Source organism: Streptomyces sp. ICC1 (genome assembly GCF_003287935.1).
GTDB lineage: Bacteria > Actinomycetota > Actinomycetes > Streptomycetales > Streptomycetaceae > Streptomyces > Streptomyces tritrimontium.
Genome location: NZ_CP030287.1, coordinates 4,018,575 through 4,042,152, shown reverse-complemented (window position 1 = coordinate 4,042,152; position 23,578 = coordinate 4,018,575). Strand labels below are relative to the sequence as shown.

The 23,578-nt window shown below is 71.7% G+C and carries 26 protein-coding genes and 1 pseudogene; 7 read left to right on the top strand and 20 right to left on the bottom strand.

The genetic code is table 11. From position 1 onward, the window contains the following. Positions 1 to 6 precede the first annotated feature (6 nt). From trpC to hisI, 6 genes are all read right to left on the bottom strand, one after another. Positions 7 to 816, bottom strand: a complete 810-nt coding sequence (gene trpC / locus DRB96_RS19135) for an indole-3-glycerol phosphate synthase TrpC (protein ID WP_112449556.1) — start codon at positions 814 to 816, stop codon at positions 7 to 9. Positions 817 to 978: 162 nt separating this feature from the next. After that, positions 979 to 1,473, bottom strand: a complete 495-nt coding sequence (locus DRB96_RS19130; protein WP_112449555.1) for a DUF2752 domain-containing protein — start codon at positions 1,471 to 1,473, stop codon at positions 979 to 981. A 50-nt stretch (positions 1,474 to 1,523) separates the two neighbouring features. Then, positions 1,524 to 1,775, bottom strand: coding sequence for an HGxxPAAW family protein (locus DRB96_RS19125; RefSeq protein WP_112449554.1), 252 nt, complete (start codon positions 1,773 to 1,775; stop codon positions 1,524 to 1,526). A 156-nt stretch (positions 1,776 to 1,931) separates the two neighbouring features. Further along, a complete protein-coding gene (locus DRB96_RS19120; RefSeq protein ID WP_112449553.1) occupies positions 1,932 to 2,606 on the bottom strand; it encodes a TIGR02234 family membrane protein in 675 nt (224 codons plus the stop codon). Between the two features lie 23 nt (positions 2,607 to 2,629). After that, positions 2,630 to 4,120: an anthranilate synthase component I gene (locus tag DRB96_RS19115; protein WP_112449552.1), complete on the bottom strand. Its 1,491-nt coding sequence runs from the start codon at positions 4,118 to 4,120 to the stop codon at positions 2,630 to 2,632. Between the two features lie 15 nt (positions 4,121 to 4,135). Next, the gene (hisI, locus tag DRB96_RS19110) at positions 4,136 to 4,525 is read right to left on the bottom strand and encodes a phosphoribosyl-AMP cyclohydrolase (RefSeq protein WP_112449551.1); all 390 of its coding nucleotides are present in this window, start codon (positions 4,523 to 4,525) and stop codon (positions 4,136 to 4,138) included. An 84-nt stretch (positions 4,526 to 4,609) separates the two neighbouring features. Here hisI and DRB96_RS19105 point away from each other — a divergent pair, with 84 nt between their 5' ends. Next, the gene (locus DRB96_RS19105; protein ID WP_112453551.1) at positions 4,610 to 5,242 is read left to right on the top strand and encodes a TIGR03085 family metal-binding protein; all 633 of its coding nucleotides are present in this window, start codon (positions 4,610 to 4,612) and stop codon (positions 5,240 to 5,242) included. Between the two features lie 74 nt (positions 5,243 to 5,316). On the opposite strand, the gene DRB96_RS19100 is transcribed toward DRB96_RS19105, so the two are convergent. The 9 genes from DRB96_RS19100 to hisD are packed head-to-tail and all read right to left on the bottom strand — an operon-like array spanning position 5,317 to position 12,395. Then, the gene (locus tag DRB96_RS19100; protein ID WP_239517742.1) at positions 5,317 to 6,621 is read right to left on the bottom strand and encodes an MFS transporter; all 1,305 of its coding nucleotides are present in this window, start codon (positions 6,619 to 6,621) and stop codon (positions 5,317 to 5,319) included. Positions 6,622 to 6,640: 19 nt separating this feature from the next. Then, on the bottom strand, positions 6,641 to 7,396 hold the full coding sequence (hisF, locus tag DRB96_RS19095) for an imidazole glycerol phosphate synthase subunit HisF (RefSeq protein ID WP_112449550.1): 756 nt from the start codon (positions 7,394 to 7,396) through the stop codon (positions 6,641 to 6,643). After that, entirely contained in the window at positions 7,393 to 7,797 is a 405-nt protein-coding gene (locus DRB96_RS19090; protein ID WP_112449549.1) for a RidA family protein, read from the bottom strand. The genes hisF and DRB96_RS19090 overlap by 4 nt, the downstream gene beginning before the upstream one ends. Next, complete coding sequence (gene priA, locus DRB96_RS19085) at positions 7,794 to 8,528, bottom strand: bifunctional 1-(5-phosphoribosyl)-5-((5-phosphoribosylamino)methylideneamino)imidazole-4-carboxamide isomerase/phosphoribosylanthranilate isomerase PriA (RefSeq protein ID WP_112449548.1); 735 nt, start codon at positions 8,526 to 8,528, stop codon at positions 7,794 to 7,796. Before priA ends, DRB96_RS19090 begins: the two co-directional genes overlap by 4 nt. Continuing rightward, entirely contained in the window at positions 8,528 to 9,175 is a 648-nt protein-coding gene (gene hisH / locus DRB96_RS19080; protein WP_112449547.1) for an imidazole glycerol phosphate synthase subunit HisH, read from the bottom strand. The genes priA and hisH overlap by 1 nt, the downstream gene beginning before the upstream one ends. Before the next feature lie 17 nt (positions 9,176 to 9,192). Further along, positions 9,193 to 9,360 (bottom strand): hypothetical protein, encoded by a 168-nt coding sequence (locus tag DRB96_RS43815; protein WP_204357772.1) that lies wholly within the window; start codon positions 9,358 to 9,360, stop codon positions 9,193 to 9,195. A gap of 1 nt (position 9,361) precedes the next feature. Continuing rightward, on the bottom strand, positions 9,362 to 9,955 hold the full coding sequence (gene hisB, locus DRB96_RS19075) for an imidazoleglycerol-phosphate dehydratase HisB (RefSeq protein WP_112449546.1): 594 nt from the start codon (positions 9,953 to 9,955) through the stop codon (positions 9,362 to 9,364). Continuing rightward, positions 9,952 to 11,076, bottom strand: coding sequence for a histidinol-phosphate transaminase (locus DRB96_RS19070; RefSeq protein WP_239516235.1), 1,125 nt, complete (start codon positions 11,074 to 11,076; stop codon positions 9,952 to 9,954). Before DRB96_RS19070 ends, hisB begins: the two co-directional genes overlap by 4 nt. Further along, entirely contained in the window at positions 11,073 to 12,395 is a 1,323-nt protein-coding gene (hisD, locus tag DRB96_RS19065; RefSeq protein ID WP_112449544.1) for a histidinol dehydrogenase, read from the bottom strand. The genes DRB96_RS19070 and hisD overlap by 4 nt, the downstream gene beginning before the upstream one ends. Positions 12,396 to 12,541: 146 nt before the next feature. Between hisD and DRB96_RS19060 the strand changes: the two genes are divergently transcribed. From DRB96_RS19060 to ybaK, 3 genes are all read left to right on the top strand, one after another. Further along, a complete protein-coding gene (locus DRB96_RS19060; protein WP_112449543.1) occupies positions 12,542 to 14,143 on the top strand; it encodes an oxidoreductase in 1,602 nt (533 codons plus the stop codon). 97 nt (positions 14,144 to 14,240) lie between these two features. Further along, complete coding sequence (locus tag DRB96_RS19055; RefSeq protein ID WP_112449542.1) at positions 14,241 to 14,978, top strand: LON peptidase substrate-binding domain-containing protein; 738 nt, start codon at positions 14,241 to 14,243, stop codon at positions 14,976 to 14,978. 19 nt (positions 14,979 to 14,997) lie between these two features. After that, positions 14,998 to 15,486, top strand: coding sequence for a Cys-tRNA(Pro) deacylase (gene ybaK, locus DRB96_RS19050; RefSeq protein ID WP_112449541.1), 489 nt, complete (start codon positions 14,998 to 15,000; stop codon positions 15,484 to 15,486). A gap of 13 nt (positions 15,487 to 15,499) precedes the next feature. Here the strand turns inward: ybaK and DRB96_RS19045 are convergent, their stop codons facing one another. The 3 genes from DRB96_RS19045 to DRB96_RS19035 form a co-directional block, all read right to left on the bottom strand. Beyond that, positions 15,500 to 16,246 (bottom strand): hypothetical protein, encoded by a 747-nt coding sequence (locus DRB96_RS19045; RefSeq protein ID WP_204357771.1) that lies wholly within the window; start codon positions 16,244 to 16,246, stop codon positions 15,500 to 15,502. Positions 16,247 to 16,299: 53 nt separating this feature from the next. Then, a complete protein-coding gene (locus DRB96_RS19040; protein ID WP_239516817.1) occupies positions 16,300 to 17,046 on the bottom strand; it encodes an ABC transporter permease in 747 nt (248 codons plus the stop codon). A gap of 80 nt (positions 17,047 to 17,126) precedes the next feature. Continuing rightward, on the bottom strand, positions 17,127 to 18,167 hold the full coding sequence (locus DRB96_RS19035) for an ABC transporter ATP-binding protein (protein ID WP_204357770.1): 1,041 nt from the start codon (positions 18,165 to 18,167) through the stop codon (positions 17,127 to 17,129). Positions 18,168 to 18,495: 328 nt separating this feature from the next. On the opposite strand from DRB96_RS19035, the gene DRB96_RS19030 reads away from it, so the two are divergent. Continuing rightward, positions 18,496 to 20,067 carry a hypothetical protein gene (locus DRB96_RS19030; protein WP_162688640.1) on the top strand — a complete coding sequence of 524 codons (1,572 nt, stop codon included), beginning with the start codon at positions 18,496 to 18,498 and terminating at the stop codon, positions 20,065 to 20,067. Between the two features lie 248 nt (positions 20,068 to 20,315). Here the strand turns inward: DRB96_RS19030 and DRB96_RS43040 are convergent, their stop codons facing one another. Beyond that, positions 20,316 to 20,474 carry a hypothetical protein gene (locus tag DRB96_RS43040; protein WP_162688639.1) on the bottom strand — a complete coding sequence of 53 codons (159 nt, stop codon included), beginning with the start codon at positions 20,472 to 20,474 and terminating at the stop codon, positions 20,316 to 20,318. 12 nt (positions 20,475 to 20,486) lie between these two features. On the opposite strand from DRB96_RS43040, the gene DRB96_RS19025 reads away from it, so the two are divergent. Beyond that, on the top strand, positions 20,487 to 20,855 hold the full coding sequence (locus tag DRB96_RS19025) for a hypothetical protein (RefSeq protein ID WP_239516219.1): 369 nt from the start codon (positions 20,487 to 20,489) through the stop codon (positions 20,853 to 20,855). Positions 20,856 to 21,115: 260 nt separating this feature from the next. Continuing rightward, positions 21,116 to 22,330, top strand: a pseudogene (locus DRB96_RS19020) (IS256 family transposase). Here DRB96_RS19020 and DRB96_RS19015 read toward each other — a convergent pair. Further along, the gene (locus DRB96_RS19015) at positions 22,311 to 23,528 is read right to left on the bottom strand and encodes an IS256 family transposase (protein WP_239516218.1); all 1,218 of its coding nucleotides are present in this window, start codon (positions 23,526 to 23,528) and stop codon (positions 22,311 to 22,313) included. The pseudogene DRB96_RS19020 and the gene DRB96_RS19015 overlap by 20 nt on opposite strands. Positions 23,529 to 23,578: the final 50 nt, after the last annotated feature.

The window sequence follows — 23,578 nt, the reverse complement described above, 5'->3', positions numbered from 1 at the left end:
TGCGGGTCAGCTCCGCCCGTGGCGCAGGGCGGGGTGCGCACCGGCGGCGACGAGGTCGGCCACGGCCGCCTTCGGGTCGCGGCCGGTCACCAGGGACTCCCCGACGAGGACGGCGTCCGCGCCCTCGTTGGCGTAGGCGATCAGGTCGTGGGGCCCGCGGATGCCGGATTCGGCGACCTTGACGATGTGGGCCGGGATCTCGCCGACGATCCGCTCGAAAGTGGAGCGGTCGACCTTGAGGTCCTTCAGGTTGCGGGCGTTGACGCCGATGATCTTGGCGCCCGCCGCGACCGCACGCTCGATCTCCTCCTCGTCGTGGACCTCGACGAGCGGGGTGAGGCCGATGGACTCGGCCCGCTCGATGAGGGAGACGAGGGCCTCCTGCTCCAGGGCCGCGACGATCAGCAGCACGAGGTCGGCGCCGTAGGCGCGGGCCTCCCACAGCTGGTACGCCGTGACGATGAAGTCCTTGCGCAGGATCGGGATGTCCACGCGGGCGCGGACGGCCTCCAGGTCGGCCAGCGAGCCGCCGAAACGGCGCTGCTCGGTGAGGACCGAGATGATGGCCGCACCGCCCGCCTCGTAGTCGGCGGCGAGCGCGGCCGGATCCGCGATGGCTGCCAGCGCACCCTTTGACGGGCTGGAGCGCTTGACCTCGCAGATCACCTTGACGCTGTCGCCGCGCAGGGCAGCGACGCCGTCCTTGGCCTGGGGCGCCTTGGCGGCACGCTCCTTGAGCTCGTCGAGGCTGACGCGAGCCTGCCGTTCGGCAAGGTCTTCGCGGACCCCTTCGATGATCTCGTCGAGCACACTCACGCGAGCGGCCCCCTTCCGGGTCGATGACGGTCGGCCGCCTTGCAGACACGTACAACTGCAAGGTCAGCACTTCAAATGGTATCCGCAGGACGCCTTGCCCTCCGCACGCGGTTGACGGCGTCCCATTGGGTGGACATGTGGAATCGCACCTTCACCCGCAGGTCAGGGGGCCAGGAAGGACCCCAGAGGGAGGTTGCGGACCACCGAGAAGACGAGGGCCACCGCACCGATCCCCCACCAGTACGCGGGCTTCACGGCGAACCTGGGGCCCGGTCGGCCGCGCACCGCGCGCACCAGCCACAGCACCATGAATCCCGCGAAGACGAAGTAGCCGGCGACCGCCAGGGCATTCGCCCCGAGAGCCGTCACCAGATCGCCGTGGGCGAACGCGTGCGCGCTGCGCAGCCCGCCGCACCCGGGGCACAGGACCCCGGACAGCCGGAACAGCGGGCAGACCGGGTAGTGGCCGGGCTCGTTCGGATCCACGGTGCCCACGTACGCGAGGGCCGCGGCGGCCCCGGCCAGGGTGAGCGCCGGGGCGGCCAGCCGCCGGACCCGGGAGACGGGCGCGGCGGGCTCCGCGGGCGCCGGGGACGGCACCGGCGGCGCGAGGTCGGAAGTGCGAGAGGCGTCCACCTGCTGATTCTCTCCGCTCATGACAAAAGGCGCAGCCCGACGGGCCGCGCCTTTCGAAACCCGCGCCCGGATCAGACCTTGGCGGCGAGGCGGTTCGCCGCGATGACCTCGGAAAGGTCGGTGTGGGTGGCCTTCGGCGCACCCATGCCCGCGGCCCTCATCGCCATGCCCACGACACCGCCGAGCACGACGACGACGAGGCCGGCCCAGAAGCCCAGCGGGTTCGCCAGCACCATGAAGGCGCCGGAGACGCAGAAGCCGATGAAGGCGATGATGACACCGGTCCAGGCGGCCGGGGTGTGTCCGTGGCTAGTGCCCGCCATGAGTTGCTCCTCGTACTCGGGGGTGCTCTGTCGCACGCCGCACGTGCTGTGTCGAACGCTCGGTGGTCATTGTCCCGCACCAGGTGGCAGCGGAGTTCACGGGGTCCGTCCGGCCGTCCCGGTCGGGTCCCCGGGCCGGTCCGGGGGTGCGGGTCCCTAGAGGCCCTTGTCCCGGCCGGTCGGGTCCTCGCCCCGGTCCAGAGCCTTCCACAAGTCCTCGGGCCGGTCCGGGTCCACCACGGCCGTCTTTCGGGGCCGGGCGGTGCCGTCGCGCTCGTAGCGGCCGCCCATGGCGGGCCAGGCGCGGCCGAACCGCAGGGCCAGCAGCCCCGCCAGCAGGATCAGCGCCGCTCCGGCGGCCGTCACGTAGGGCCACGCCGTCTGGGTCAGGCCGGCCACGTGCGCGGCGGTGTCGGCCGTCGTACGGGCCGCCTCCGCGTCCAGGGCCCGGCGCCCGTCGGCGTTGGCCAGCGCGGCCGCTCCCGCGCCCAGGCCGCTCAGCGCCAGCAGCGCCGACACCAGCAGCCGGCTCTTGCCCCGGACGGCGAAGACGGCCACCAGGGCCGCCAGGCCCACGATGGCCAGGGCGGCCGGCAGGCCGGTGACGGCCCGCCCGTCGGCGCTCAGCGGCAGCGAGCCGCCGCCGACGGCGGCCACGCCCCGGGCCCAGACGCGGCCGGAGGCGAGCAGGACGACGGTGGCACCGAGCGTGCCGAGCAGCAGGGCGACGGCCACACTGCGGCGGCCGGCCCCCTGGTCCCTCCCGGTATCGGGATCGGGTCCGGGGGCGGCGTCGGAAGGGTCGGTTCGGGGCTGGGGCACGGCACTCACGCACCCCACTATCCCCTACCCGCTCAGGCGCCGTGGAGGCGGTTCGCCGCTCCCACCGCGCGCAGCACCGCGGCGGCCTTGTTGCGGCACTCGGCGTCCTCCAGCTCGGGCACCGAGTCCGCGACGACCCCGGCGCCCGCCTGGACGTACGCCTTCCCGTCGCGCAGCAGCGCGGTGCGGATGGCGATGGCGGTGTCGGAGTCCCCGGCGAAGTCGAGGTAGCCGACGCAGCCCCCGTACAGACCGCGGCGGGTGGGCTCCAGCTCCTCGATGATCTGCATGGCGCGCGGCTTGGGCGCGCCGGACAGGGTGCCGGCCGGGAAGCAGGCGGTGAGCACGTCGAAGGCGGTCTTGCCCTCGGCGACGCGGCCCGTCACCGTGGAGACGATGTGCATGACGTGCGAGTACCGCTCGATGCTCATGAAGTCGACGACCTCGACGGAGCCCGGCTCGCAGACCCGGCCCAGGTCGTTGCGGCCCAGGTCGACGAGCATGAGGTGCTCGGCACGCTCCTTGGGGTCCGCCAGCAGCTCTTCGGCGAGGTCGTTGTCCTGCTGCGGGGTGGCGCCCCGGTGCCGGGTGCCGGCGATGGGGTGGACCATGGCCCGGCCGTCCTCGACCTTGACCAGCGCCTCGGGGCTGGACCCGACCACGTCGAAGCCGTTCTCGAAGCGGAAGAGGTACATGTACGGGGACGGGTTGGTGGCCCGCAGCACCCGGTACACGTCGAGCGCGGAGGCCTTGCAGGGGGTCTCGAACCGCTGCGAGGGCACCACCTGGAAGGCCTCGCCGGCCCGGATCCGCTCCTTGACCTCCTCGACGGCGGCCTGGTACTTCTCGCCGCCCCAGAGGGCGGAGAACTCCGGGAGTTCCGCGTCGGGCAGCGGCATCGGGGCGTACGGGGCGGGCCGCGCGAGGTCGGCCTCCATCGCGTCGAGCCGGGCGACGGCGTCCGCGTGCGCCTCGTCGACGCCCGCGTCGAGGTCGTTGTGGTTGATCGCGTTGGCGATGAGCAGGACGGTGCCGTCCCAGTGGTCCAGGACCGCCAGGTCCGAGGTGAGCAGCATCGTCAGCTCGGGCAGCCGCAGATCGTCCTCGGTGTGCTCGCCGATCCGCTCCAGGCGGCGCACGATGTCGTAGCCGAGGTAGCCGACCATGCCGCCGGTGAAGGGCGGCATGCCGGAGGACAGGTCGCGGGGGGTGTGCAGGGCCTCCACGGTCTGCCGCAGGGCCTCCAGGGGGTCGCCCGAGGTGGGGACGCCGACGGGCGGCGTGCCGATCCAGTGGGCCTGGCCGTCCCGGACGGTCAGGGTGGAGGCGCTGCGGACGCCGACGAAGGAGTAGCGCGACCAGGAGCGGCCGTTCTCCGCGGACTCCAGCAGAAACGTCCCAGGACGTTCGGCGGCCAGCTTGCGGTAGAGCCCGACGGGCGTGTCCCCGTCCGCCAGCAGCTTGCGGCTCACGGGGATGACGCGGCGGTCGGCCGCGAGCTTGCGGAACGTCTCAAGATCCATTGCGTGGCACCTTACCTATTCGGCTTCGGCCGTGGGGCCGGCGGAACCGGCCAGGGGCAGGACGTCCGCATCGAAACACGTCCGGGCGCCGGTGTGGCAGGCCGCCCCCACCTGGTCCACCCGAACGAGCAGGGTGTCGGCGTCGCAGTCGAGCGCGACGGACTTCACGTGCTGGAAGTGGCCGGAGGTGTCGCCCTTCACCCAGTACTCCCGGCGGCTGCGCGACCAGTACGTGCAGCGGCCGGTGGTCAGGGTGCGGTGCAGGGCCTCGTCGTCCATCCAGCCGAGCATGAGCACCTCACCGGTGTCGTACTGCTGGGCGATGGCCGGGACCAGACCGTCCGCGGAGCGCTTGAGGCGGGCGGCGATGGCGGGATCGAGGGAGGACGTACTCATGGACGCCATTGTGCCGCGCCCGGGGAGCGGTCAAGGATCCCTGTCCGCCTGATGAGCAGCCACGGGCCGGGTCCCGGCCGTAGGCTGGCCGCCATGTCTACCCATGCGAAGCGCGAACGACTGCTGCTGGCGGACCTGTTGGAATCGGCCGGACCGGAGGCGCCGACGCTGTGCGACGGCTGGCGGACCCGGGAGCTCGCCGCCCACGTGGTGGTCCGGGAGCGCCGCCCCGACGCGGCGGGCGGGCTGCTGCTGAACGTTCTGAAGGGCCGCCTGGACAAGGCGATGGAGGAGTACGCGGCCAAGCCGTACGAGGAGCTCGTCCAGCTGCTCCGCACCGGGCCGCCGAAGCTGTCGGTGTACTCGCTGAAGCAGATCGACGAGGTCGCGAACGCGGTGGAGTTCTACGTCCACGCCGAGGACGTGCGCCGCGCTCAGCCGGACTGGTCCCCGCGGACCCTGGACCCGGTCTTCTCCGACTCCCTGTGGTCCCGGCTGGAGAAGCTGTCCCGGCTGGCGGGCCGCCGCTCCCCGGTGGGCCTGGTGCTGCGCCGTCCGAACGGCCAGACGGCGGTGGCCCACAAGGGCGCGCCGGTGGTGACGGTGACCGGCGAACCGGGCGAGCTGACCCTGTTCTGCTTCGGCCGGCAGGCTTCGGCGGCGGTGGAACTGGACGGCCCGAAGGAGGCCGTCGCGAAGCTCACGGTGGCCCAGCTCGGCATCTGATCCCTCCCGGCCCCGCACCACGCGGACGGTGGCGGTGGCGGTGGCGGCACCCCGACGGGCGCGTCGACGAGGAATCAGGCGAAGGCCAGCTCCGCGCGGCGGACGGCGGGGGCGCAGGTGCCGACGATCGCCCCCGCCATGCTCACCGCGGCCCCCGCGAGGAAGACCGGGGTCACCCCCCACAGCCCGGCGGCGAAGCCGAACACGGGGTACGCCAGCGGAGCCAGCCCGACCGCCGTGAAGGCCATCACCGAACTGACCCGCCCCAGGTACGCGGGGTCCGTCGCCGTCTGGATCAGCGCGACGGCCAGCCCGCCGCAGATCCCGCAGACCAGCCCCGTCAGCACCGCCAGCGCGACCGCGACGGCCAGGTTCGGTGCCAGGACCAGCGCGCCGATGCCCGCCGAGCCGACGATCAGGGTGAGGTTCTGGACCGCCCCGGCCCGGGGGAACCTCGGGATCAGGGTCAGCAGCAGCGCGCTCGCCGCCGCGCCGACGCCCATGCCGCCGACGATCCAGCCGACCCCGGCCGGCCCCCAGCCGCGGTCCCCCGCGACCAGGATCAGCCCCAGCGTCATCGGGGCGGACGTGCCCAGCTGGCTCAGCGCCCCGGACAGCACCAGGGGCCCTATCAGGCCGTGCCCGCGGATGTACCCGATCCCCGAGCGCAGCTGCTGCCAGGGCGTCTCGGAACTCCCCCAGTCGGGGGCGGCGGCGGGGCCGGCCGACGGGGAGATGCGTACCGCCAGCAGCAGCACCAGCGAGAGCCCGAACAGCGCCGAAGCCACCCCGAAGGCCGCCGCCGGTCCGCCGAGGCCCATCGCCAGCCCCGCCACGGGCGGCCCGGCGGTGTGGCCGACGCGTTCGGCCAGGCTGCGCAGGCCCTGGACCCGTACCAGCTGCCCGCGGGCGGCGATCCGCGGCGGCAGGGCCCCCACGGCCGGCATGAACAGCGCGTCCACGACGCCGAAGACCAGGGCGACCAGGACCAGCGCCCACAGGCCCGGGGAGGTGAGGGCGGCCAGCAGGGCCAGGCCCAGGATCACCGCGCAGCGCACGGCGTCCGAGGAGATGACGACCAGCCGCGGGCCGAACCGGTCGGCGACGACCCCGCCGCCCAGCATGAGCAGCGCGCGCGGCACCGCGCCGACGGCCATGACCAGGCCGACCTCGGCCGGGCCGGCCGTCTGGGCCGCCGCCCAGCCGAGGGCGAGGAAGTAGACGCCGTCCCCGACGAGCGACGACCCGTAGGCGGCGAGCCAGCGCAGCACGTTGGCGTCGCGCCACACGCTGCGGCCGGCCCCGGCCCCGACCCGGGCCCCGGCCCCGGTCGCGGTTCCGCCCCCGGCTTCGCCGTTGCCCTTGACGTTCCCGTTCAACCCGCCCCCAGGGAAAACCTCAGCGGACCGGGTGGCCCGCCTCGCGCAGCGCGTCCTTGACCTGCCCGATGCGCAGGTCGCCGAAGTGGAACACCGACGCCGCGAGCACCGCGTCGGCGCCCGCCGCGATCGCCGGCGGGAAGTGCGCGAGGGTGCCCGCGCCGCCCGAGGCGATCACCGGGACCGTGACGTGCTTGCGCACGGCCGCGATCATCTCGGTGTCGTAGCCGTCCTTGGTACCGTCCGCGTCCATCGAGTTCAACAGGATTTCCCCGGCGCCCAGTTCGGCCGCCCGGTGGGCCCACTCGACGGCGTCGATGCCGGCGCTGCGCCGGCCGCCGTGGGTGGTCACCTCGAACGAACCGGACTCCGTGCGGCGCGCGTCCACGGACAGGACGAGCACCTGCCGGCCGAAGCGCTCCGCGATCTCCTGGATGAGCTCGGGCCGGGCGATGGCGGCGGTGTTCACGCCGACCTTGTCGGCGCCGGCCCTCAGCAGCTTGTCCACGTCGTCGGCGGTGCGTACCCCGCCGCCCACGGTCAGCGGGATGAAGACCTGCTCGGCGGTGCGGCGCACCACGTCGTAGGTGGTCTCGCGGTTCCCGGAGGAAGCGGTGATGTCGAGGAAGGTCAGCTCGTCGGCGCCTTCGGCGTCGTAGAGCTTGGCCATCTCGACCGGGTCGCCGGCGTCGCGCAGGTTCTGGAAGTTGACGCCCTTGACGACCCGGCCGTTGTCGACGTCCAGGCAGGGGATCACCCGTACGGCGAGGGTCATGCGGAGCCTCCGGCGACGGGGCCGAAGGCCTCGACCTCCACCTCGACGACCATGCTCGGGTCGACGAACCCGTTGACGATGATCATCGTCGCGGCGGGGCGGACCTTGTCGAAGAGCTCCTTGTGGGCGCGGCCGACCTCGTCCACGTCCCGGGCGTGCGTGAGGTAGAGGCGGGTGCGGACCACGTGCTCGGGGCCGAGCCCGGCCTTCTCCAGGGCCTTGAAGGCCACGTCGAAGGCCTTCATGGCCTGGTCGTACGGGCCGCCCGCGTCGGCCCCGGTGCAGCCGGAGACCAGGACCAGGCCGGTGGGGAGCTGCACGGCGCGCGAGTAGCCGAGGACGTCCTCGTACGGACCGCCGGAGGAGATGCGCCGGACGTCTGAATTGTTCTCGGAACTCATGCGGAGACCACCTTCAGGGCTTCTTCGAGCGTGAACGCCTTGGCGTACAGGGCCTTGCCTACGATCGCGCCCTCGACGCCGGCCCCGACCAGGCCGGCCAGTGCGCGCAGGTCGTCGAGGGAGGAGATGCCGCCGGAGGCGACGACGGGCCGGTCGGTGGCGGCGCAGACGTCTCTCAGCAGCTCCAGGTTGGGGCCGGTGAGGGTGCCGTCCTTGCCGATGTCGGTGACGACGTACCGGGCGCAGCCCTCGGAGTCCAGGCGGGCGAGGGTCTCGTAGAGGTCCCCGCCCTCGCTGGTCCAGCCGCGGCCCTTGAGGGTGGTGCCGCGCACGTCGAGGCCGACCGCGATCTTGTCGCCGTGCTCGGCGATGGCCTTGGCGGCCCACTCGGGGGTCTCCAGGGCGGCGGTGCCGAGGTTGACGCGGGTGCAGCCGGTGGCGAGGGCCGCGGCGAGCGTGGCGTCGTCGCGGATGCCGCCGGACAGCTCGACCTTGATGTCCATGGCGCCGGTGATCTCGGCGACGAGCGCGCGGTTGTCACCGGTGCCGAAGGCGGCGTCGAGGTCGACCAGGTGCAGCCACTCGGCGCCGGAGGCCTGCCAGGCGAGGGCGGCCTGGAGCGGGGAGCCGTAGGAGGTCTCGCTGCCGGAGACGCCGTGGACGAGGCGGACGGCCTGGCCGTCCCGCACGTCCACCGCGGGAAGCAGCTCGAGCTTCTTCGAGGTCGTCATCACAGGGTCTCGATCCAGTTGGTGAGGAGCTGGGCGCCGGCGTCCCCGGACTTCTCGGGGTGGAACTGGGTGGCCCACAGGGCCCCGTTCTCCACCGCCGCGACGAACCGCTCGCCGTGCGTGGCCCACGTGACCTTGGGGGCCTTGATCAGCGGGTTGGTGACTTCCAGGGACCAGTCGTGGGCCGCGTAGGAGTGCACGAAGTAGAAGCGGGCGTCCTCGTCCAGGCCGGCGAAGGCCTGGCTGTCGGCCGGCGCCTCGACGGTGTTCCAGCCCATGTGGGGGACGATCGGGGCCTTGAGCGGGCCGACCGTGCCGGGCCACTCGTCGAGGCCTTCGGTCTCCACGCCGTGCTCGATGCCGCGCTCGAAGAGGATCTGCATGCCGACGCAGATGCCCATGACCGGGCGGCCGCCGGAGAGCCGGCGGCCGATGATCCAGTCGCCGCGCGCCTCCTTCAGCCCCTTCATGCAGGCGGAGTAGGCGCCGACGCCGGGGACGAGGAGCCCGTCGGCGTCCATGGCCCGGTCGTAGTCGCGGGTGATCTCCACGTCCGCGCCCGCGCGCGCGAGCGCGCGCTCGGCGGAGCGGACGTTGCCGAAGCCGTAGTCGAAGACGACGACCTTCTTGGTGGCCCTTTTGCCCATTGAGGGGTGTATGGCACTCACTCCCAAATTCCCTGGATCCGCAGGACTCCGGCGACCAGGCACATCACGGAGCCGAAGGCGAGCAGGACGACGACCGACTTGGGCATCTGCTGCTTCTGGAAGGAGTAGACGCCGCCGGCCAGGAAGAGGCCGAGGACGATCAGGATCGTGTTGAGCCCGTTCACGCTAGAGGGCGCCCTTCGTGGAAGGCAGGATCCCGGCCGCGCGGGTGTCGAATTCGGCGGCGTAGCGCAGGGCCCGGGCCAGCGCCTTGAACTGGCACTCCACGATGTGGTGGGCGTTGCGCCCGTACGGCACGTGGATGTGCAGGGCGATCTGGGCCTGCGCGACGAAGGACTCGAAGATGTGCCGGGTCATCGTCGTGTCGTACGTGCCGATCATCGGCGCCATGTTCTCGGGCTCGGTGTGCACGAGGTAGGGGCGGCCGGACAGGTCGACGGTCACCTGCGCGAGGGACTCGTCGAGCGGCACGGTGCAGTTGCCGAAGCGGTAGATGCCCACCTTGTCGCCGAGGGCCTGCTTGAAGGCGGCGCCGAGCGCGAGCGCGCTGTCCTCGATGGTGTGGTGGCTGTCGATGTGCAGGTCGCCCTCGGTCTTGACCGTGAGGTCGAAGAGGCCGTGGCGGCCGAGCTGGTCGAGCATGTGGTCGTAGAAGCCCACGCCCGTCGAGACGTCGACCTTGCCCGTGCCGTCGAGGTTTATCTCGACGAGGACCGAGGTCTCCTTGGTGGTCCGTTCGACCCGTCCGATGCGGCTCATGCGTGCTGCTCCTTCTTCAGTGCGCGAACCGCTTCCAGGAACGCGTCGTTCTCGGCGGGGGTGCCCGCGGTGACCCGCAGCCATCCCGGTACGCCGTTGTCCCGGACCAGGACGCCCCGGTCGAGGATCTTCTGCCAGGCGGTGTGGGAATTCTCGAACCGGCCGAACTGCACGAAGTTCGAGTCGGAGTCGGTGACCTCGAAGCCGATGCCCCGCAGCTCGGCGACCAGGCGGTCGCGCTCGGCCTTGAGCTGCTCGACGTAGCCGAGCAGGGTGTCGGTGAACTCCAGGGCGGCCAGCGCGGTCGCCTGGGTGACGGCCGACAGGTGGTACGGCAGCCGTACGAGCTGGACCGCGTCGACCACGGCCGGGTGCGCGGCCAGGTAGCCCAGGCGCAGGCCGGCCGCGCCGAAGGCCTTGGACATGGTCCGGGAGACCACCAGGTTCGGGCGGCCCTCGATCAGCGGCAGCAGCGAGTCCCGGTGACTGAACTCCACGTAGGCCTCGTCGACGATGACCAGGCTGGGCCCGGCCTCCTGCGCGGCCTCGTAGAGGGCCAGGACCGTCTCCGCCCCGACCGCGGTGCCCGTGGGGTTGTTGGGCGAGGTGATGAAGACGACGTTGGGCTTGTGGGCGGCGATCGCCTGCTCGGCGGCCTCCACGTCGATGGTGAAGTCCTCGCGGCGCGGTCCGGAGATCCAGTCCGTGCCGGTGCCGCGCGCGATCAGCGCGTGCATCGAGTACGAGGGCTCGAAGCCGATCGCGGTGCGCCCGGGCCCGCCGAAGGTCTGCAGCAACTGCTGGAGGACCTCGTTGGAGCCGTTGGCGGCCCACACGTTCTCCCGCGCGACCGGGTGCTTGCCGGTACGGGTGAGGTAGGCGGCCAGCTCGGTGCGCAGCTCGACCGCGTCCCGGTCGGGGTAGCGGTTGAGGGTGCGGGCGGCCTCGGCGACGCGCTCGGCGATGCGGCTGACAATCGCCTCGGGCAGCCCGTACGGGTTCTCGTTGGTGTTCAGCTGGACGGGCACGTCGAGCTGCGGGGCGCCGTACGGGGTCTTGCCGCGCAGCTCGTCCCGGATGGGGAGGTCGTCGATGCCGATGTCCACTGTCTCCGCGCTCACTGCTGGGGAACCTTCCATCCGAAGCGCGCCTTGAGGGCGGCGCCGTGCGCGGGCAGGTCCTCGGCCTCGGCGAGCGTCACCACGTGGTGGGTGACCTCGGCGAGGGCGTCCCGCGTGTAGTCGACGATGTGGATGCCGCGCAGGAAGGACTGCACGGACAGGCCGGAGGAGTGGCAGGCGCAGCCGCCGGTGGGCAGCACGTGGTTGGAGCCGGCGCAGTAGTCGCCGAGGGAGACCGGGGACCACGGGCCGACGAAGATCGCGCCGGCGTTGCGCACGCGGGCGGCCCAGGCGGCCGCGTCGGCCGTCTGGATCTCCAGGTGCTCGGCGCCGTAGGCGTCGACGACCTTGAGGCCGTCCTCCAGGGTGTCGACCAGCACGATCGCGGACTGCCGGCCGGCCAGCGCGGGCTTGATCCGGTCCTCGATGTGCTTGGTCGCCGCGACCTGCGGCTCCAGCTCCTTCTCGACGGCGGCCGCGAGCTCCTCGCTGTCCGTCACCAGCACGGCGGCGGCCAGCGGGTCGTGCTCGGCCTGGCTGATCAGGTCGGCGGCGACGTGGACCGGATCGGCCGTGGAGTCCGCGAGGACCGCGATCTCGGTCGGTCCGGCCTCGGTGTCGATGCCGATCTTGCCGGTGAAGTAGCGCTTGGCGGCGGCGACCCAGATGTTGCCGGGGCCGGTCACCATGTTCGCCGGTGCGCATTCCTCCGTGCCGTACGCGAACATCGCGACGGCCTGGGCGCCGCCGGCCGCGTACACCTCGTCGACGCCGAGCAGCGCGCAGGCCGCGAGGATCGTCGGGTGCGGCAGGCCGTCGAACTCCGCCTGCGGCGGGGAGGAGAGCGCGATCGACTCGACGCCCGCCTCCTGGGCCGGTACGACGTTCATGACGACGGAGGACGGGTACACCGAGCGGCCGCCCGGGGCGTACAGCCCCACGCGCTCCACCGGAACCCACTTCTCGGTCACCGTTCCGCCGGGGACCACCTGGGTGGTGTGCTCGGTGCGGCGCTGGTTGCGGTGGACGATCCGGGCGCGCCGGATCGACTCCTCGAGGGCGGCGCGGACGGCCGGGTCGAGCTCGTCGAGAGCGGTCTTGATGGCCTCTACCGGGACCCTGACCTGCTCGAGCTTCACTCCGTCGAACTTCTGCGCGTACTCGATCAGCGCCGCCGTCCCACGATGATGGACGTCCTCGCAGATGGGCCGCACCTTGTCCAGGGCGGCTTCCACGTCGAACTCGGCACGGGGCAGCAGATCGCGCAGGGCGCCGCCCTCGGGGAGGGCGTCACCGCGCAGGTCGATACGAGAGATCACCTGCCAATTCTCTCAGACCGCCTCGCGCGACCGTTCGCCTGTATCACTGGCTGATACACGCCCCGGGCGTTCCCGGATGTCACGGCGGCCGTTTAGCGTTCGCGTACACGCGGTGCCATCCGTCGTGACAGCGGAGGGGGGCCGCCATGGCCGAAGCGCGCGCGGGCGAGGAACCGGCCGATCTCACCGGCCCCGAACAGCGCATGTGGAGCGCGTACCGCACCGGTAGCGTCTGCGATCTGAGCTCCCGCGCCGCGAACCGGGACGATCCGCACGCCGACACGGTCTGGGGCCCCGAGCGCAGTGTCCGCGCCCGGGTGGTGGCGCTCCTGCTGCTGCACGGGCCGGGACCGGTGCCGGGCCGGGTGGCCTCGCTGAAACTGCGCGGGGTGCGGATCACCGGCCGCCTCGACCTGTCCGGGGGCACGGTCGCCCCGTACGTGGAGCTGCAGTCCTGCCGCTTCGACGGCGAGGTGCAGCTCTCCGAGACCCGTTTCGGCACCCTGCGCCTGGTGAACTGCGCGATACCCCGGCTGGACGCGGCCCGCCTGCACACCGAGGGCGACCTGCACCTGCGGCGCTGCCGGGTGGCGCGGGGCATCCGGCTGACCGACGCGCAGATCGGCACGGACCTGCTGATCAGCGAGGCGGTGGTGCAGCGGGACAGCAAGGGCCGGGCGCTGGCCGCGGACGGGATGTCGGTGGCGCAGGACTTCCAGGGGGAGCTGCTCGAGACGTACGGGGAGGTGAGCCTGCGCGGCGCCAAGGTCGGCGTGTCGATGAACCTGCGCGGGGCCCGCCTGCGCAATCCGGACGGGCGCCGCGCGCTCAACGCCCCGCAGCTCACCGTCGAGCGGACCCTGTACCTGACCTCGATCGCGCTGGACTACGCGCGGGGCGACTCCGACTCCTCCACGCCGCCGTACGGGTTCGGCCGGACCCCCGCCCGGGGCCTGCGGGCGCAGCACTTCGAGTGCCGGGGCGGCCTGCGCCTGGACGACGGCCGCTTCGGGGACGCCGTCGACTTCTACGGGGCCCGGTTCACCCTCACGGATGACCAGGAGGTCTCGCTGCGCCGCATCCACACCCCGGAGCTGCGGTTCGTGGGCGAGCGGCCGGAGCTGGGGCGGGTGGTGCTGTCGGGGGCCCGCGTGGTCAAGCTCGTGGACGCCTCCACGAGCTGGCCGGGCCCGGGCCGGGTCTCGATGGAGGGTTTCGGCTACGAGAGCCTCGCGCCCCGGGGGCACTTCCCGCTCGCCCGGCGGCTGGAGTGGGTCGAGGCGGCCACCCCCGAGTACTCCCCCGAGCCGTACGAGCGGCTCGCCGCGGTGCTGCGCGCCTCGGGGGAGGACGCGGACGCCCGGGAGGTGCTGCTGGCCAAGCAGCGGAGGCGGCGCACGACGCTGCCGCCGGCGCTGCGGGCGTGGGGGTACCTCCAGGACTGGACGGTGGTCTACGGCTACCGGCCGGGGCGGGCCGCTCTGTGGATGGCCGTCCTGTGGGCGGCGGGCGCGGTCGTCTTCCACCTGCACGGCCAGCCCGCGGCGATCAAGGCGGACGAGCATCCGGCCTGGAACGCCTCCCTGTACGCCCTGGACCTGCTGCTTCCGGTGATCGACCTCGGGCAGCAGGACCAGTGGAACCAGACGGGCGGCTGGCAGTGGGGGGCGGCGGCGCTGGTCATCGTGGGCTGGATCCTGGCCACGACGGTGGCGGCGGGCGCGTCCCGCCTGCTGAGGCGGGGGTGACGTCGGGGCTGTCCCGGGGCTGTCCCGGGGATCAGGGCCGGGTCCGCCCCGTTCCCTGGGACACGCCCCGCGCCCCGCGGCCATTACCCTGTGCCTCGTGACCACCGTTCGCCTGCCACTCTTCCCGCTGAACTCGGTGCTGTTCCCGGGACTCGTCCTCCCGCTGAACATCTTCGAGGAGCGTTATCGCGCCATGATGCGCGAGCTGCTGAAGGCGGGCGACGACGAGCCGCGCCGTTTCGCGGTCGTGGCGATCCGCGACGGCCGGGAGGTCGCCCCGACCGCGCCCGGCCTGCCGGACCAGACCTCCCTGCCCGAGCGCGGCCCGACCGCGGGCTTCGGCGCGGACCCGGTCCAGGCCTTCCACCGGGTGGGCTGCATCGCGGACGCGGCCTCGATCCGGGAGCGGGAGGACGGCAGCTTCGAGGTGATGGCGACCGGCACGATCCGGGTGCGCCTGCTGTCGGTCGACGCGTCGGGTCCGTACCTGGTGGCGGAGCTGGAGGAACTTCCGGAGGACTCGGGCGAGGGCGCGGGCGCGCTGGCCGAGGGCGTGCTGCGGGCGTTCCGGAACTACCAGAAGCGCCTGGCGGGGGCCCGTGAGCGGTCCCTGACGAGCATGGACCTGCCCGACGAGCCGTCCGTGGTCTCGTACCTGGTCGCGGCGGCGGCGGTGCTGGACATCCCGGCGAAGCAGCGCCTGCTCCAGGCCCCGGACACGGCGACCCGCCTCGCGGAGGAGCTGAAGCTGCTGCGCGCGGAGACGGCCGTCATCCGCCACCTCCCCTCGCTCCCGGCCGTGGACCTGACCCGCGCCCCGACGAGCCCGAACTGACGCGTCCGACGGAGGACCGATGGCGAAGAAGAAACCCGCGGGCACCCCGGCGATCGTGGCCCTGACTGCGGCCGGCGCCGATTTCACCGTCCACGCCTACGACCACGACCCGGCGCACCCGTCCTACGGCGAGGAGGCCGCGCAGGCCCTGGGGGTCTCCGCGGCGCGGGTCTTCAAGACCCTGCTCGCCGATGTGGACGGCTCGCTGGTGGTGGCGGTGGTGCCGGTCTCCGGCAGCCTCGACCTGAAGGCCCTGGCCTCGGCCGTGGGCGGCAAGCGGGCGGCGATGGCCGACCCCGCCCTGGCGGAGCGCACCACGGGCTACGTGCTGGGCGGGATCTCCCCGCTGGGGCAGCGCAAGCGGCTGCGGACGGTCCTGGACGCCTCGGCCGAGCAGTTCGCGACGATCTGCGTGTCGGCGGGCCGGCGCGGCCTGGAGGTCGAGCTCGCGCCCTCGGCGCTCACCGGCCTGACGGCGGCCGCGCTCGCCCCGATCGCCCGCGCGTAGCCCCGTCCCCCGGTCAGGGGCGCGGGGGCTCCGGCGCCGAGGGTCCCGCCGGCTGGTCCTGCGGGCCGGCGGCGGAGCCGTGGACACCGGGAGCACCGGGAGCGCCCGGGGCCGCATCGGATCCGGGTGCGGCGGGCGCGGCGTAGTACCCCGCGGCGGGCCAGGACACCGACATCGCCGGTGCGGGCTCGCGCGGCCCCCACAGGGCCGTCAGCGCCAGGTGGACGATCACCGCGACCATCGGCCAGACGAGCAGGGTCCCGTGCGCCATCAGTTCCAGCGGGGCGTCGAAGGGGACCGACTTGCCCACCCGCCGGGCGACCGCCACGACGTCCGGGGACGGGCCCAGCCACAGGCCCACGCGCCAGCCCACCAGCGCGGCGAAGGCCGAACCGGCCGCGAGCCCGACGACCTGCGGGACTCCCCCGCGCCGGCGCCACAGGAAGACGGCGACCGCGCTGAGCACACCGAAGCCGGCGGACAGCAGGAAGAACGTCGCGTCGGCCCCGATGCGCGCCTCGCTCTCGGTGTTCCGCAAGAACACGGCCTCCCCGTTCGAGACGAGCTGCACGCGCGGCGCCAGCCACGCCCACAGCACACCGAGCAGGACCCCGGCCACGCCCAGGACCAGGGCGATGGCGGCCCCGTCGCGGATGTCGGCCGGGGAGAGCACCGGCTCGGGCGAGGACTCAGGGAAAGGCGAAGGCGACGACAGCGGCGGCTGGTCGGCCTTGTCATAAGGGGTCACGGCTTCGGTCACCCCCACATCGTGCCAGGTCCCCGGACGGGCGGAGGGGTCGGCCGCCCCCGTCGTCAGCGGACCGCGGCCCGCCGGTACGCCCAGGTCGCCACGGCCAGGGACAGAACGCCGACCGCCCCGCACACGCCGAGGTCCAGGAGGACCGCCGCCCAGTCCGGGTGCGGTGCGAAGGTGCGGGCGAAGGCCTCCACCCCGTACGTGGACGGCAGCAGGTCCCGGGTCCACACGATGACGTCCGGCATCCGCTCGGGCGGCAGTACGCCCAGCAGCAGTGCGGCGGACATGCCGAGCTGTCCGGCCAGCGTGGCCAGCTCCTGCCGCGGCGCGAGCAGTCCCAGCGCCGCGCCGAGTCCGGCGAGCGCGGCCCCGGCCAGCGGCACCACGGCGGCCAGGATCCACAGCCCGCCCATCGGCAGCCCGAACAGCACGCAGCCGAAGACGGCCGTGACCAGGGTGCCGGGCAGGGTGAAGGAGGCGTACGCGGCGGCCGTGCCCAGCACCACCGAGGCGGGCGGCACGGGCAGGGTGGCGTAGTGGTCCAGCCCGCCGCTCGCCCGGAGCTGTCCGAAGTACTGCGCGAGCAGGTTCAGCGCGACGAAGGCGACGACCAGCACGGAGGAGCCGGCCACGACGGCGCGCGCCTCGGAGCCCCCGTCGACGACTCCCCGCATCAGGATCATGATCCCGACGGACTGGAAGGTGGCGACGAAGAGCAGCGGGATCCGCGAGACCCGCGCCCGGGACAGCTGCGCCCGGTAGACGGCGGCGAGGGCCGGGAAGAACCGGGCGCGCGGAGCCAGGGGGCCCGGTGCGGTGGCCGCGGCGGGTACCGGGGTGCCCGTGGCCGCCTCGGGTGCGGGAGTGCCCGTGGCCGTGGAGCTCACGCCTTCACCAGTCCCTTCGACGTACGCCCGCCCAGTGCGAGGTACACGTCCTCCAGGCTCGGCGTCGCCAGCGTGAAGTCGTCGAGGGCGGCGAAGGCCGGGCCGCCGGTCACGGCGGCCACCGCCGCCCGCGCCTCGTCCGGTCCGAGCCGCAGCACCCAGCGCCGCCCCGATGCGGCGGCCGACGCGGCGAGCGCGGCGACCTCCGGGATCTCCAGCGGCGCGGCCGTGCGCCAGACGAGTTCCAGGCGGACCTCGCCGGAGACCTCGGCCTTCAGCCCGGCCGGGGTGTCGCAGGCGATGACCCGGCCCTGGTCGATGACGGCGACCCGGTCGAGGACGGTCTCGGCCTCGATGACGTTGTGGGTGACCAGTAGCACGGTGGCCCCGCTCTCGGCGCGGCGGCGGTCGACGGCGGACCAGACGGCGCGCCGGGCCACGGGGTCCATGCCGGTCGTGGGCTCGTCGAGGACGAGCACGGGCCGCTCGCCCACCAGTGCGGCGGCGAAGCAGGCGAGGCGCCGCTGTCCGCCGGAGAGCTTCTTCAGGGGCCGGCCCGCGATCTCGGTGAGCCCGAGCTCCTCCAGGACGGCGTCCCGCTCGGCGCGCGCCGTGCGCAGGCCGAGCCCGCGCAGCCGGCCGGTGGTCTCGGCGGCCAGGGACACGGTGAGCTCGTCGAGGGCGGTGGACTCCTGCCCGAGGTAGGACAGCAGCCGGGCCGCCCGCTCGGGGTGGCGCACGAGGTCGTGGCCGAGCAGGGAGACCGAGCCCGAGTCCGGCCGCATCAGCCCGGTGAGCTGGCGGACCAGGGTGGACTTGCCGGCGCCGTTGGGGCCGAGCAGGCCGAAGATCTCGCCGCGCCGCACGTCCAGGGAGATCCCGTCGGTGGCGCGGGTCTCGGGCAGGGCGGGAGCTCCGCGGCGTCCCCGGACCGCGGGGTACGTCTTGACCAGGTCACGCACCGCGCAGACCACGTCGGGAGCCGCTCCCGCGGCCGCTGCCGTGCCCGTGTCAGCCTGTGCTGTGCCCGTACTCACGAGGGAGCAGCCTACGGGGTTCCGGTGCCTACTCGGCTGGGGAATAAGGGACAGCGGCAGGGCCACGACACGGCGCCGTACCCGGCAGGGCGTCATGGGATGGAGCGGGGGCGGTGAACCGGCCGAGGACCGGCCCAAGGAAGCGGAATCTGTCATTCACAAGCGACGACCACCCCGGGGGGAACCTGCGTCCGCAGTGCAACGCATCCCGACGCCACACCCACCCCACCCCCTCAGCACACAAGGCGACGCTCTCCCACACCGTCTGCAGCTGCCGGCAACCACTGGCTTGGCTGACACTCGGGTACGAGGCAGCCACACTGACACGGTGAACGCACGCATCCCCGGATCCGAGTCACTTCCCGCGCCGTCAAACGCCGGGCACACCCTGCTGAACAGCATTTGGGAACACCGCGCAGAGCACTCCACATGGCCGACCTTCGGAGAACTCGACCTGGCCTTCGACACCCGAGGGTGGGACATAGCCGACGTGCTCGCAGAGCTACCAGAGCACCTTGTGTACGGGCATCCGGACGGTTCACGTCCCGTGCCACCCGCGGACCTTCCGCTGGAGCTGACCATCGGCGGGGTGGCGCACTGCGGCATCAGCGACAGCGCGTTCGATACTGTCTACAGCTTCCTGAACGTGGTCCGCTTGCTAGCCAGTCCTGGTGTCCCTGGCGCTCGGCGAAACCCCTCTACCCAGGAGTACTACCACCTGGAGACGTCGACTCTGCTCAAGGCGATGACCAAGGACCGCGATGTGCCCTGCTTCGACGCAGTACTCGACCTGATCCGACGCGAACCCTGGTGTACGGGGTCTGGATTGGGTTCGGGCGGCTGGTCTGTCCCTGGCTCCTACATCGGCCCCGGCCGGTCGATCAGGCACTTCCGGAGCATCCGTGACATCGGCGACTACTGGAAGATCCGCGAGTCGCTGATGCCGCGCCGTGCGGTCCGTGGTGAACGATTCGATCCGCTCGCGGTCGCGGAGGTCTTCCTCCCGCAGCAGACCGCTGACCCTTCCCTCGAAGCGCATGCAGCCCGGCTGCTGATGAAGGTCTTCAGGCAGGCCGACGGAGACATCTCGCAGTGGACGAACCTGCACACGTATCAGCAGGAACAGGCGATCACGCAGCCGCGTCTCCGCGGGGTCCTTGAAATGTCCGAACGACACGGGACCATCGAGTTCGAGAAGACCGGTGCGGGGCTGAGGGTCCGGCTCACGCCGACTGGAGCTCAGCGCGCGGAGGCCCTGCTGCGGGCCTCAACGAGTCGGGCGGTACGGTTCGACTACACGACGAGCGCTCTGGTGGCTGCCGCCATGGAGCGGTATCCGAACTGCGTTCTCGACCTGGGTCAATTCCTGCGCCTTCCCCTGTCGCACTTCGAAGGTGAGCCGTTGTCCCTGGACGAGATTCTCGCCTGCGCGCGCTACCTCGCGGAGAAGAGGCTGGTCACGGTTGAACCTGCGAACGGGCATCCCGAAGCACTGGCGCGGCTGACGTCACTCGGTATTGAGTGTGGGCTGACCGATCCCGTCTACGTAAGGAAGTTCATGACCGATCAGCCCGGATTCAGCATCGGCACCGTCTACAACTACGGTGGCAACAACCAGTTCGGGACCGGCAACACGATGAACATCGGAGCCGACCTCAAGGACCTCGCCGAGTTCGCGCAGAAGGTTCTTGAGGCCGCCTCCACCATGGATGTGGCCGTTGCAGAACGCGAGGAAATCATCGGCCACGCTCAGGAACTCGCCGCTGCTGCCGCCGACCCCGCGCCAGAAGCTGGCTTGATCAGGCGGACCTATGAGCAACTGCGCAGCACCCTCTACCAGCGCGCCGCCGACGCAGCGGTGCAGGGCCTGTTGGACCAGATGCCTGGAATCTCTAGCTGACTTGGGATCGCCGTTAGCGAGCGGCGACGGGGACGGCACCAGCCCATTGGTGTGCTGCGATGAGCCGAAGCACGACGGTTCTCACCATCAGCGTGACAGCGGCCTACTGGGCAGGGTAAAACCGGCCCAGTCCAGGCTGTCCCCGACGATGCCCACCGTGCCGACATCCGATGTCACCGGCGCCCCATTCACAGGTTGCGGACGGCGTCTTCGTCGAGGCCTGGGCGGGCGGCCTGGCTACGAACAGATCAGGCCAGCTGCTGCGGGGGGAGAACCTGGGTGTTGATGTTGATGTAGCCGAGCTGCGCCGGAGAGTCGGCCTGACCGACGGCCTCGCCCAACTGGACGGCAATGCCAGCGGCGAGCGCGGTGAGCACAGCAGCGGCGAGCAGGCGTGAGACGCGCATACGTTCCCCCATGTGGTTGCGGCCCACCCGGTCGGCGGGATAGCAGTCGCGATAATCGCAAGCGCAAGGCCCGCACCACAAGCACGAACTTGGCACGACCCCCGGCCTCCGCGGGCGGCGCGGCGTGAGGCGTACGCGAACGACCAGAACAGCCCCGACACCCTGCTCGCGGTCTCCGCCGCCTCCAACAGGAGCAAGAGCGACAAGGACCCGGCGCAGTGGCTGCCCTCGGATGGGGCCTACCACTGCACGTACGCCGCGACATGGGTCGCCACGAAGCTGAAGTGGAACCTCGCTGCCGACGACGCCGAAGTCCAGGCACTCCTCGGGCTCGCCGAGGACTGCCCGAACACGACCATCGTCTACAAGACCGCCATGTAGACCTATGGGTTCGATGGGGTGGGCCCCGCGCCCAGGCGCAGCCTTGGCCGTCAGGTCGGGGCAAGGTTCAGGTCTGCTTGACGCGTGGGCCTTCACATGTCGGCTGGAGGCGCCACCACCTCGCCGACGCGGGTTAGCGGTGAGGGCCTGTAAAAGGAACGGTGTAACTCCGATCATGGAGGATTGCACCTGTGACCAGCGAGAACATAGCGATAGCGCCTGAGGCTGGGGCCTCGCCGACGGCTGTCGATGACCGGTTCCTGAACGAGCTCGTGGCCCGGGCCCAGGCCGAGGGCCTGCAGCTGACGGGCGAGGGCGGTCTGCTCCAGCAGCTGACGAAGCGGCTGCTGGAGTCCGCTCTGGAGGGCGAGATGACGGACCATCTCGGTTATGACCGGCACGATCCCTCGGGCAAGAACGGCGGCAACTCCAGGAACGGGAAACGTTCCAAGACCGTCATCACGGACGTCGGCCCGGTGGAGATCGAGGTGCCGCGGGACCGGGAAGGGGCCTTCGAGCCGCAGATCGTCAAGAAGCGCCAGCGTCGGCTGACTGGCGTCGACGAAATGGTGCTCTCGCTGTCCGCGAAGGGCCTGACCCACGGCGAGATCTCGGCTCATCTGGCAGAGGTCTACGGAGCCGAGGTCTCCAAGCAGACCATCTCGACGATCACCGATTCGGTGCTGGAGGGCATGGCCGAATGGCAGGCCCGCCCGCTCGACCGCGTCTACCCAGTCGTCTTCATCGACTGCATCAACGTGAAGATCCGCGACGGCCAGGTCGCCAACCGCCCCATCTATGTGGCCCTCGCGGTTACAGCCGAAGGCCACCGCGACATCCTCGGGCTGTGGGCCGGCGGCGAAGGAGGAGAAGGGGCCAAGCACTGGCTCCGTGTCCTGACCGAGCTGAAGAACCGCGGCGTCGAGGACGTGCTGATGCTGGTCTGCGACGGATTGAAGGGCCTGCCCGACGCGGTCGGCGAGGTCTGGCCCCAGACCGTCGTCCAGACCTGCGTCGTCCACCTCCTTCGGGCCTCGTTCCGCTATGCCGGCCGCCAGGACTGGGACAAGATCACCAAAGCGTTGAAGCCGGTCTATACCGCTCCGACCGAGGACGCGGCCACCAGCCGGTTCCTCGAGTTCTCTGAGGAATGGGGACAGAAGTACCCGGCGATCGTGCGGTTGTGAGAGAACGCCTGGGCCGAGTTCGTCCCGTTCCTGCAGTTCGACGCGGAGATCCGCCGGATCGTCTGCACGACCAACGCGATCGATTCCGTCAACGCCAGGATCCGCCGGGCGGTCCGGGCCCGCGGACACTTCCCCTCGGAGAACGCGGCTCTGAAGTGCGTCTACCTCGCGGTGATGTCCCTGGACCCGACCGGCGCCAGCCGCAAACGCTGGACCACCCGCTGGAAGCGAGCCCTCCAGGCCTTCGACATCGCCTTCGACGGACGCCTCACCAGCAACCGAATCTGACCCACAAACCAACCACGGTTACACCGTCTACTGGACAGACCCGCGCTTTCGGGTTGATCTGCTCGCGGACCGCGAGGTAGAGGACCTTCAACGCGGCCTGCTCCGAGGGGAAATGGCCACGATTTCGGGTGGCCTTGCGGAGCCGGGCGTTCATGGATTCGACCATGTTCGTGGAGTAGACCACGGTCCTTATCGCCGGCGGGAACGCCAGGTAGGGCGTGAACTCCGGCCAAGCCGACCGCCAGGTCCGGACGATCGCCGGATAGCGTTCGCCCAGCTCAGAGGCTGCGAACAGGTCGAGGGCCTGCTCGGCTGCGGCCTCGGTCGGGGCCGTGTAGATGGCCTTCAGGGCCGGGACCAGCTTCGGGTGGTCCCGCGACGACGAGAGCCTGAGCGAGGCTCTCGTCAGGTGGATCACGCACGTTTGGACGGTGGCTTTGGGCCAGGTCGCGGTGACCGCGTCCGGCAGGCCCTTCAACCCGTCACAGACCACGATGCAGACGTCCTCGATACCCCGATTTCGCAGCTCGGAGAGGACCGCCATCCAGGTGCTGGCGCCCTCACCCTCGGAGCCGACCCACAAGCCCAGGACGTCTTTCCTGCCGTTCATGTCGACGCCGACGGCCAGGTAGACCGGCTTCGAGGTCACCGAGCCAGAGCGGATTTTCACCCACAATGCGTCGATGTAGATGATCGGCCAGACCGCGTCGAGAGGCCGGTTCTGCCAGGTCACGAGCTCGTCGATCACGGCGTCGGTGACCTTGCTGATCAGGTCTGGGCTGACCTCGACCCCGTAGATCTGGGCGAAGTGGGAGCGGATGTCGCGCACGCTCATGCCGCGGGCGTAGAGGGAAAGGATCCGGTCGTTGAACCCAGCGAGGCGGCGGGCGTTCTTCGGTACCAGCCTCGGTTCGAAGTCGCCGTTTCGGTCCCGCGGCACCGCCAAAGTGACCGCGCCGGCGTCGGTCAGCACCGTCTTGGGCGAGGTCCCGTTGCGGGAGTTCCCAGACCCGTGACCTGCAAGATCTCCGCGTTCGTAGCCGAGGTGTTCACTCATCTCGGCTTCCAGAGCCCGCTCCAGAACGGCCTTGGTGATCTCCGTCAGCAGCCCGCCCTCACCGAGCAGGGCCGCCCCCGAGGCGTCAGCCTTGTCGAGCAGCCGCTCGACCACCTCGTCGACCGTCTTGTCGCCGGCCACGGACGCGGCCGCTTCGTTTTTGTCTGCCATGACTCGTCCGATCCGCCTGG

Bases quoted from the DNA above. Each gene is read 5' to 3' on its own strand.
- DRB96_RS43040 (WP_162688639.1), bottom strand. From the start codon at position 20,474: ATGCGCGTCTCACGCCTGCTCGCCGCTGCTGTGCTCACCGCGCTCGCC.
- hisB (WP_112449546.1), bottom strand. From the start codon at position 9,955: ATGAGCCGCATCGGACGGGTCGAACGGACCACCAAGGAGACCTCGGTC.
- DRB96_RS19060 (WP_112449543.1), top strand. From the start codon at position 12,542: ATGGCCGAAGCGCGCGCGGGCGAGGAACCGGCCGATCTCACCGGCCCC.
- DRB96_RS19130 (WP_112449555.1), bottom strand. From the start codon at position 1,473: ATGAGCGGAGAGAATCAGCAGGTGGACGCCTCTCGCACTTCCGACCTC.
- ybaK (WP_112449541.1), top strand. From the start codon at position 14,998: ATGGCGAAGAAGAAACCCGCGGGCACCCCGGCGATCGTGGCCCTGACT.
- DRB96_RS19105 (WP_112453551.1), top strand. From the start codon at position 4,610: ATGTCTACCCATGCGAAGCGCGAACGACTGCTGCTGGCGGACCTGTTG.
- hisI (WP_112449551.1), bottom strand. From the start codon at position 4,525: ATGGCGTCCATGAGTACGTCCTCCCTCGATCCCGCCATCGCCGCCCGC.
- DRB96_RS19125 (WP_112449554.1), bottom strand. From the start codon at position 1,775: ATGGCGGGCACTAGCCACGGACACACCCCGGCCGCCTGGACCGGTGTC.
- hisF (WP_112449550.1), bottom strand. From the start codon at position 7,396: ATGACCCTCGCCGTACGGGTGATCCCCTGCCTGGACGTCGACAACGGC.
- priA (WP_112449548.1), bottom strand. From the start codon at position 8,528: ATGACGACCTCGAAGAAGCTCGAGCTGCTTCCCGCGGTGGACGTGCGG.
- DRB96_RS19115 (WP_112449552.1), bottom strand. From the start codon at position 4,120: ATGGATCTTGAGACGTTCCGCAAGCTCGCGGCCGACCGCCGCGTCATC.
- DRB96_RS19090 (WP_112449549.1), bottom strand. From the start codon at position 7,797: ATGAGTTCCGAGAACAATTCAGACGTCCGGCGCATCTCCTCCGGCGGT.
- hisH (WP_112449547.1), bottom strand. From the start codon at position 9,175: ATGGGCAAAAGGGCCACCAAGAAGGTCGTCGTCTTCGACTACGGCTTC.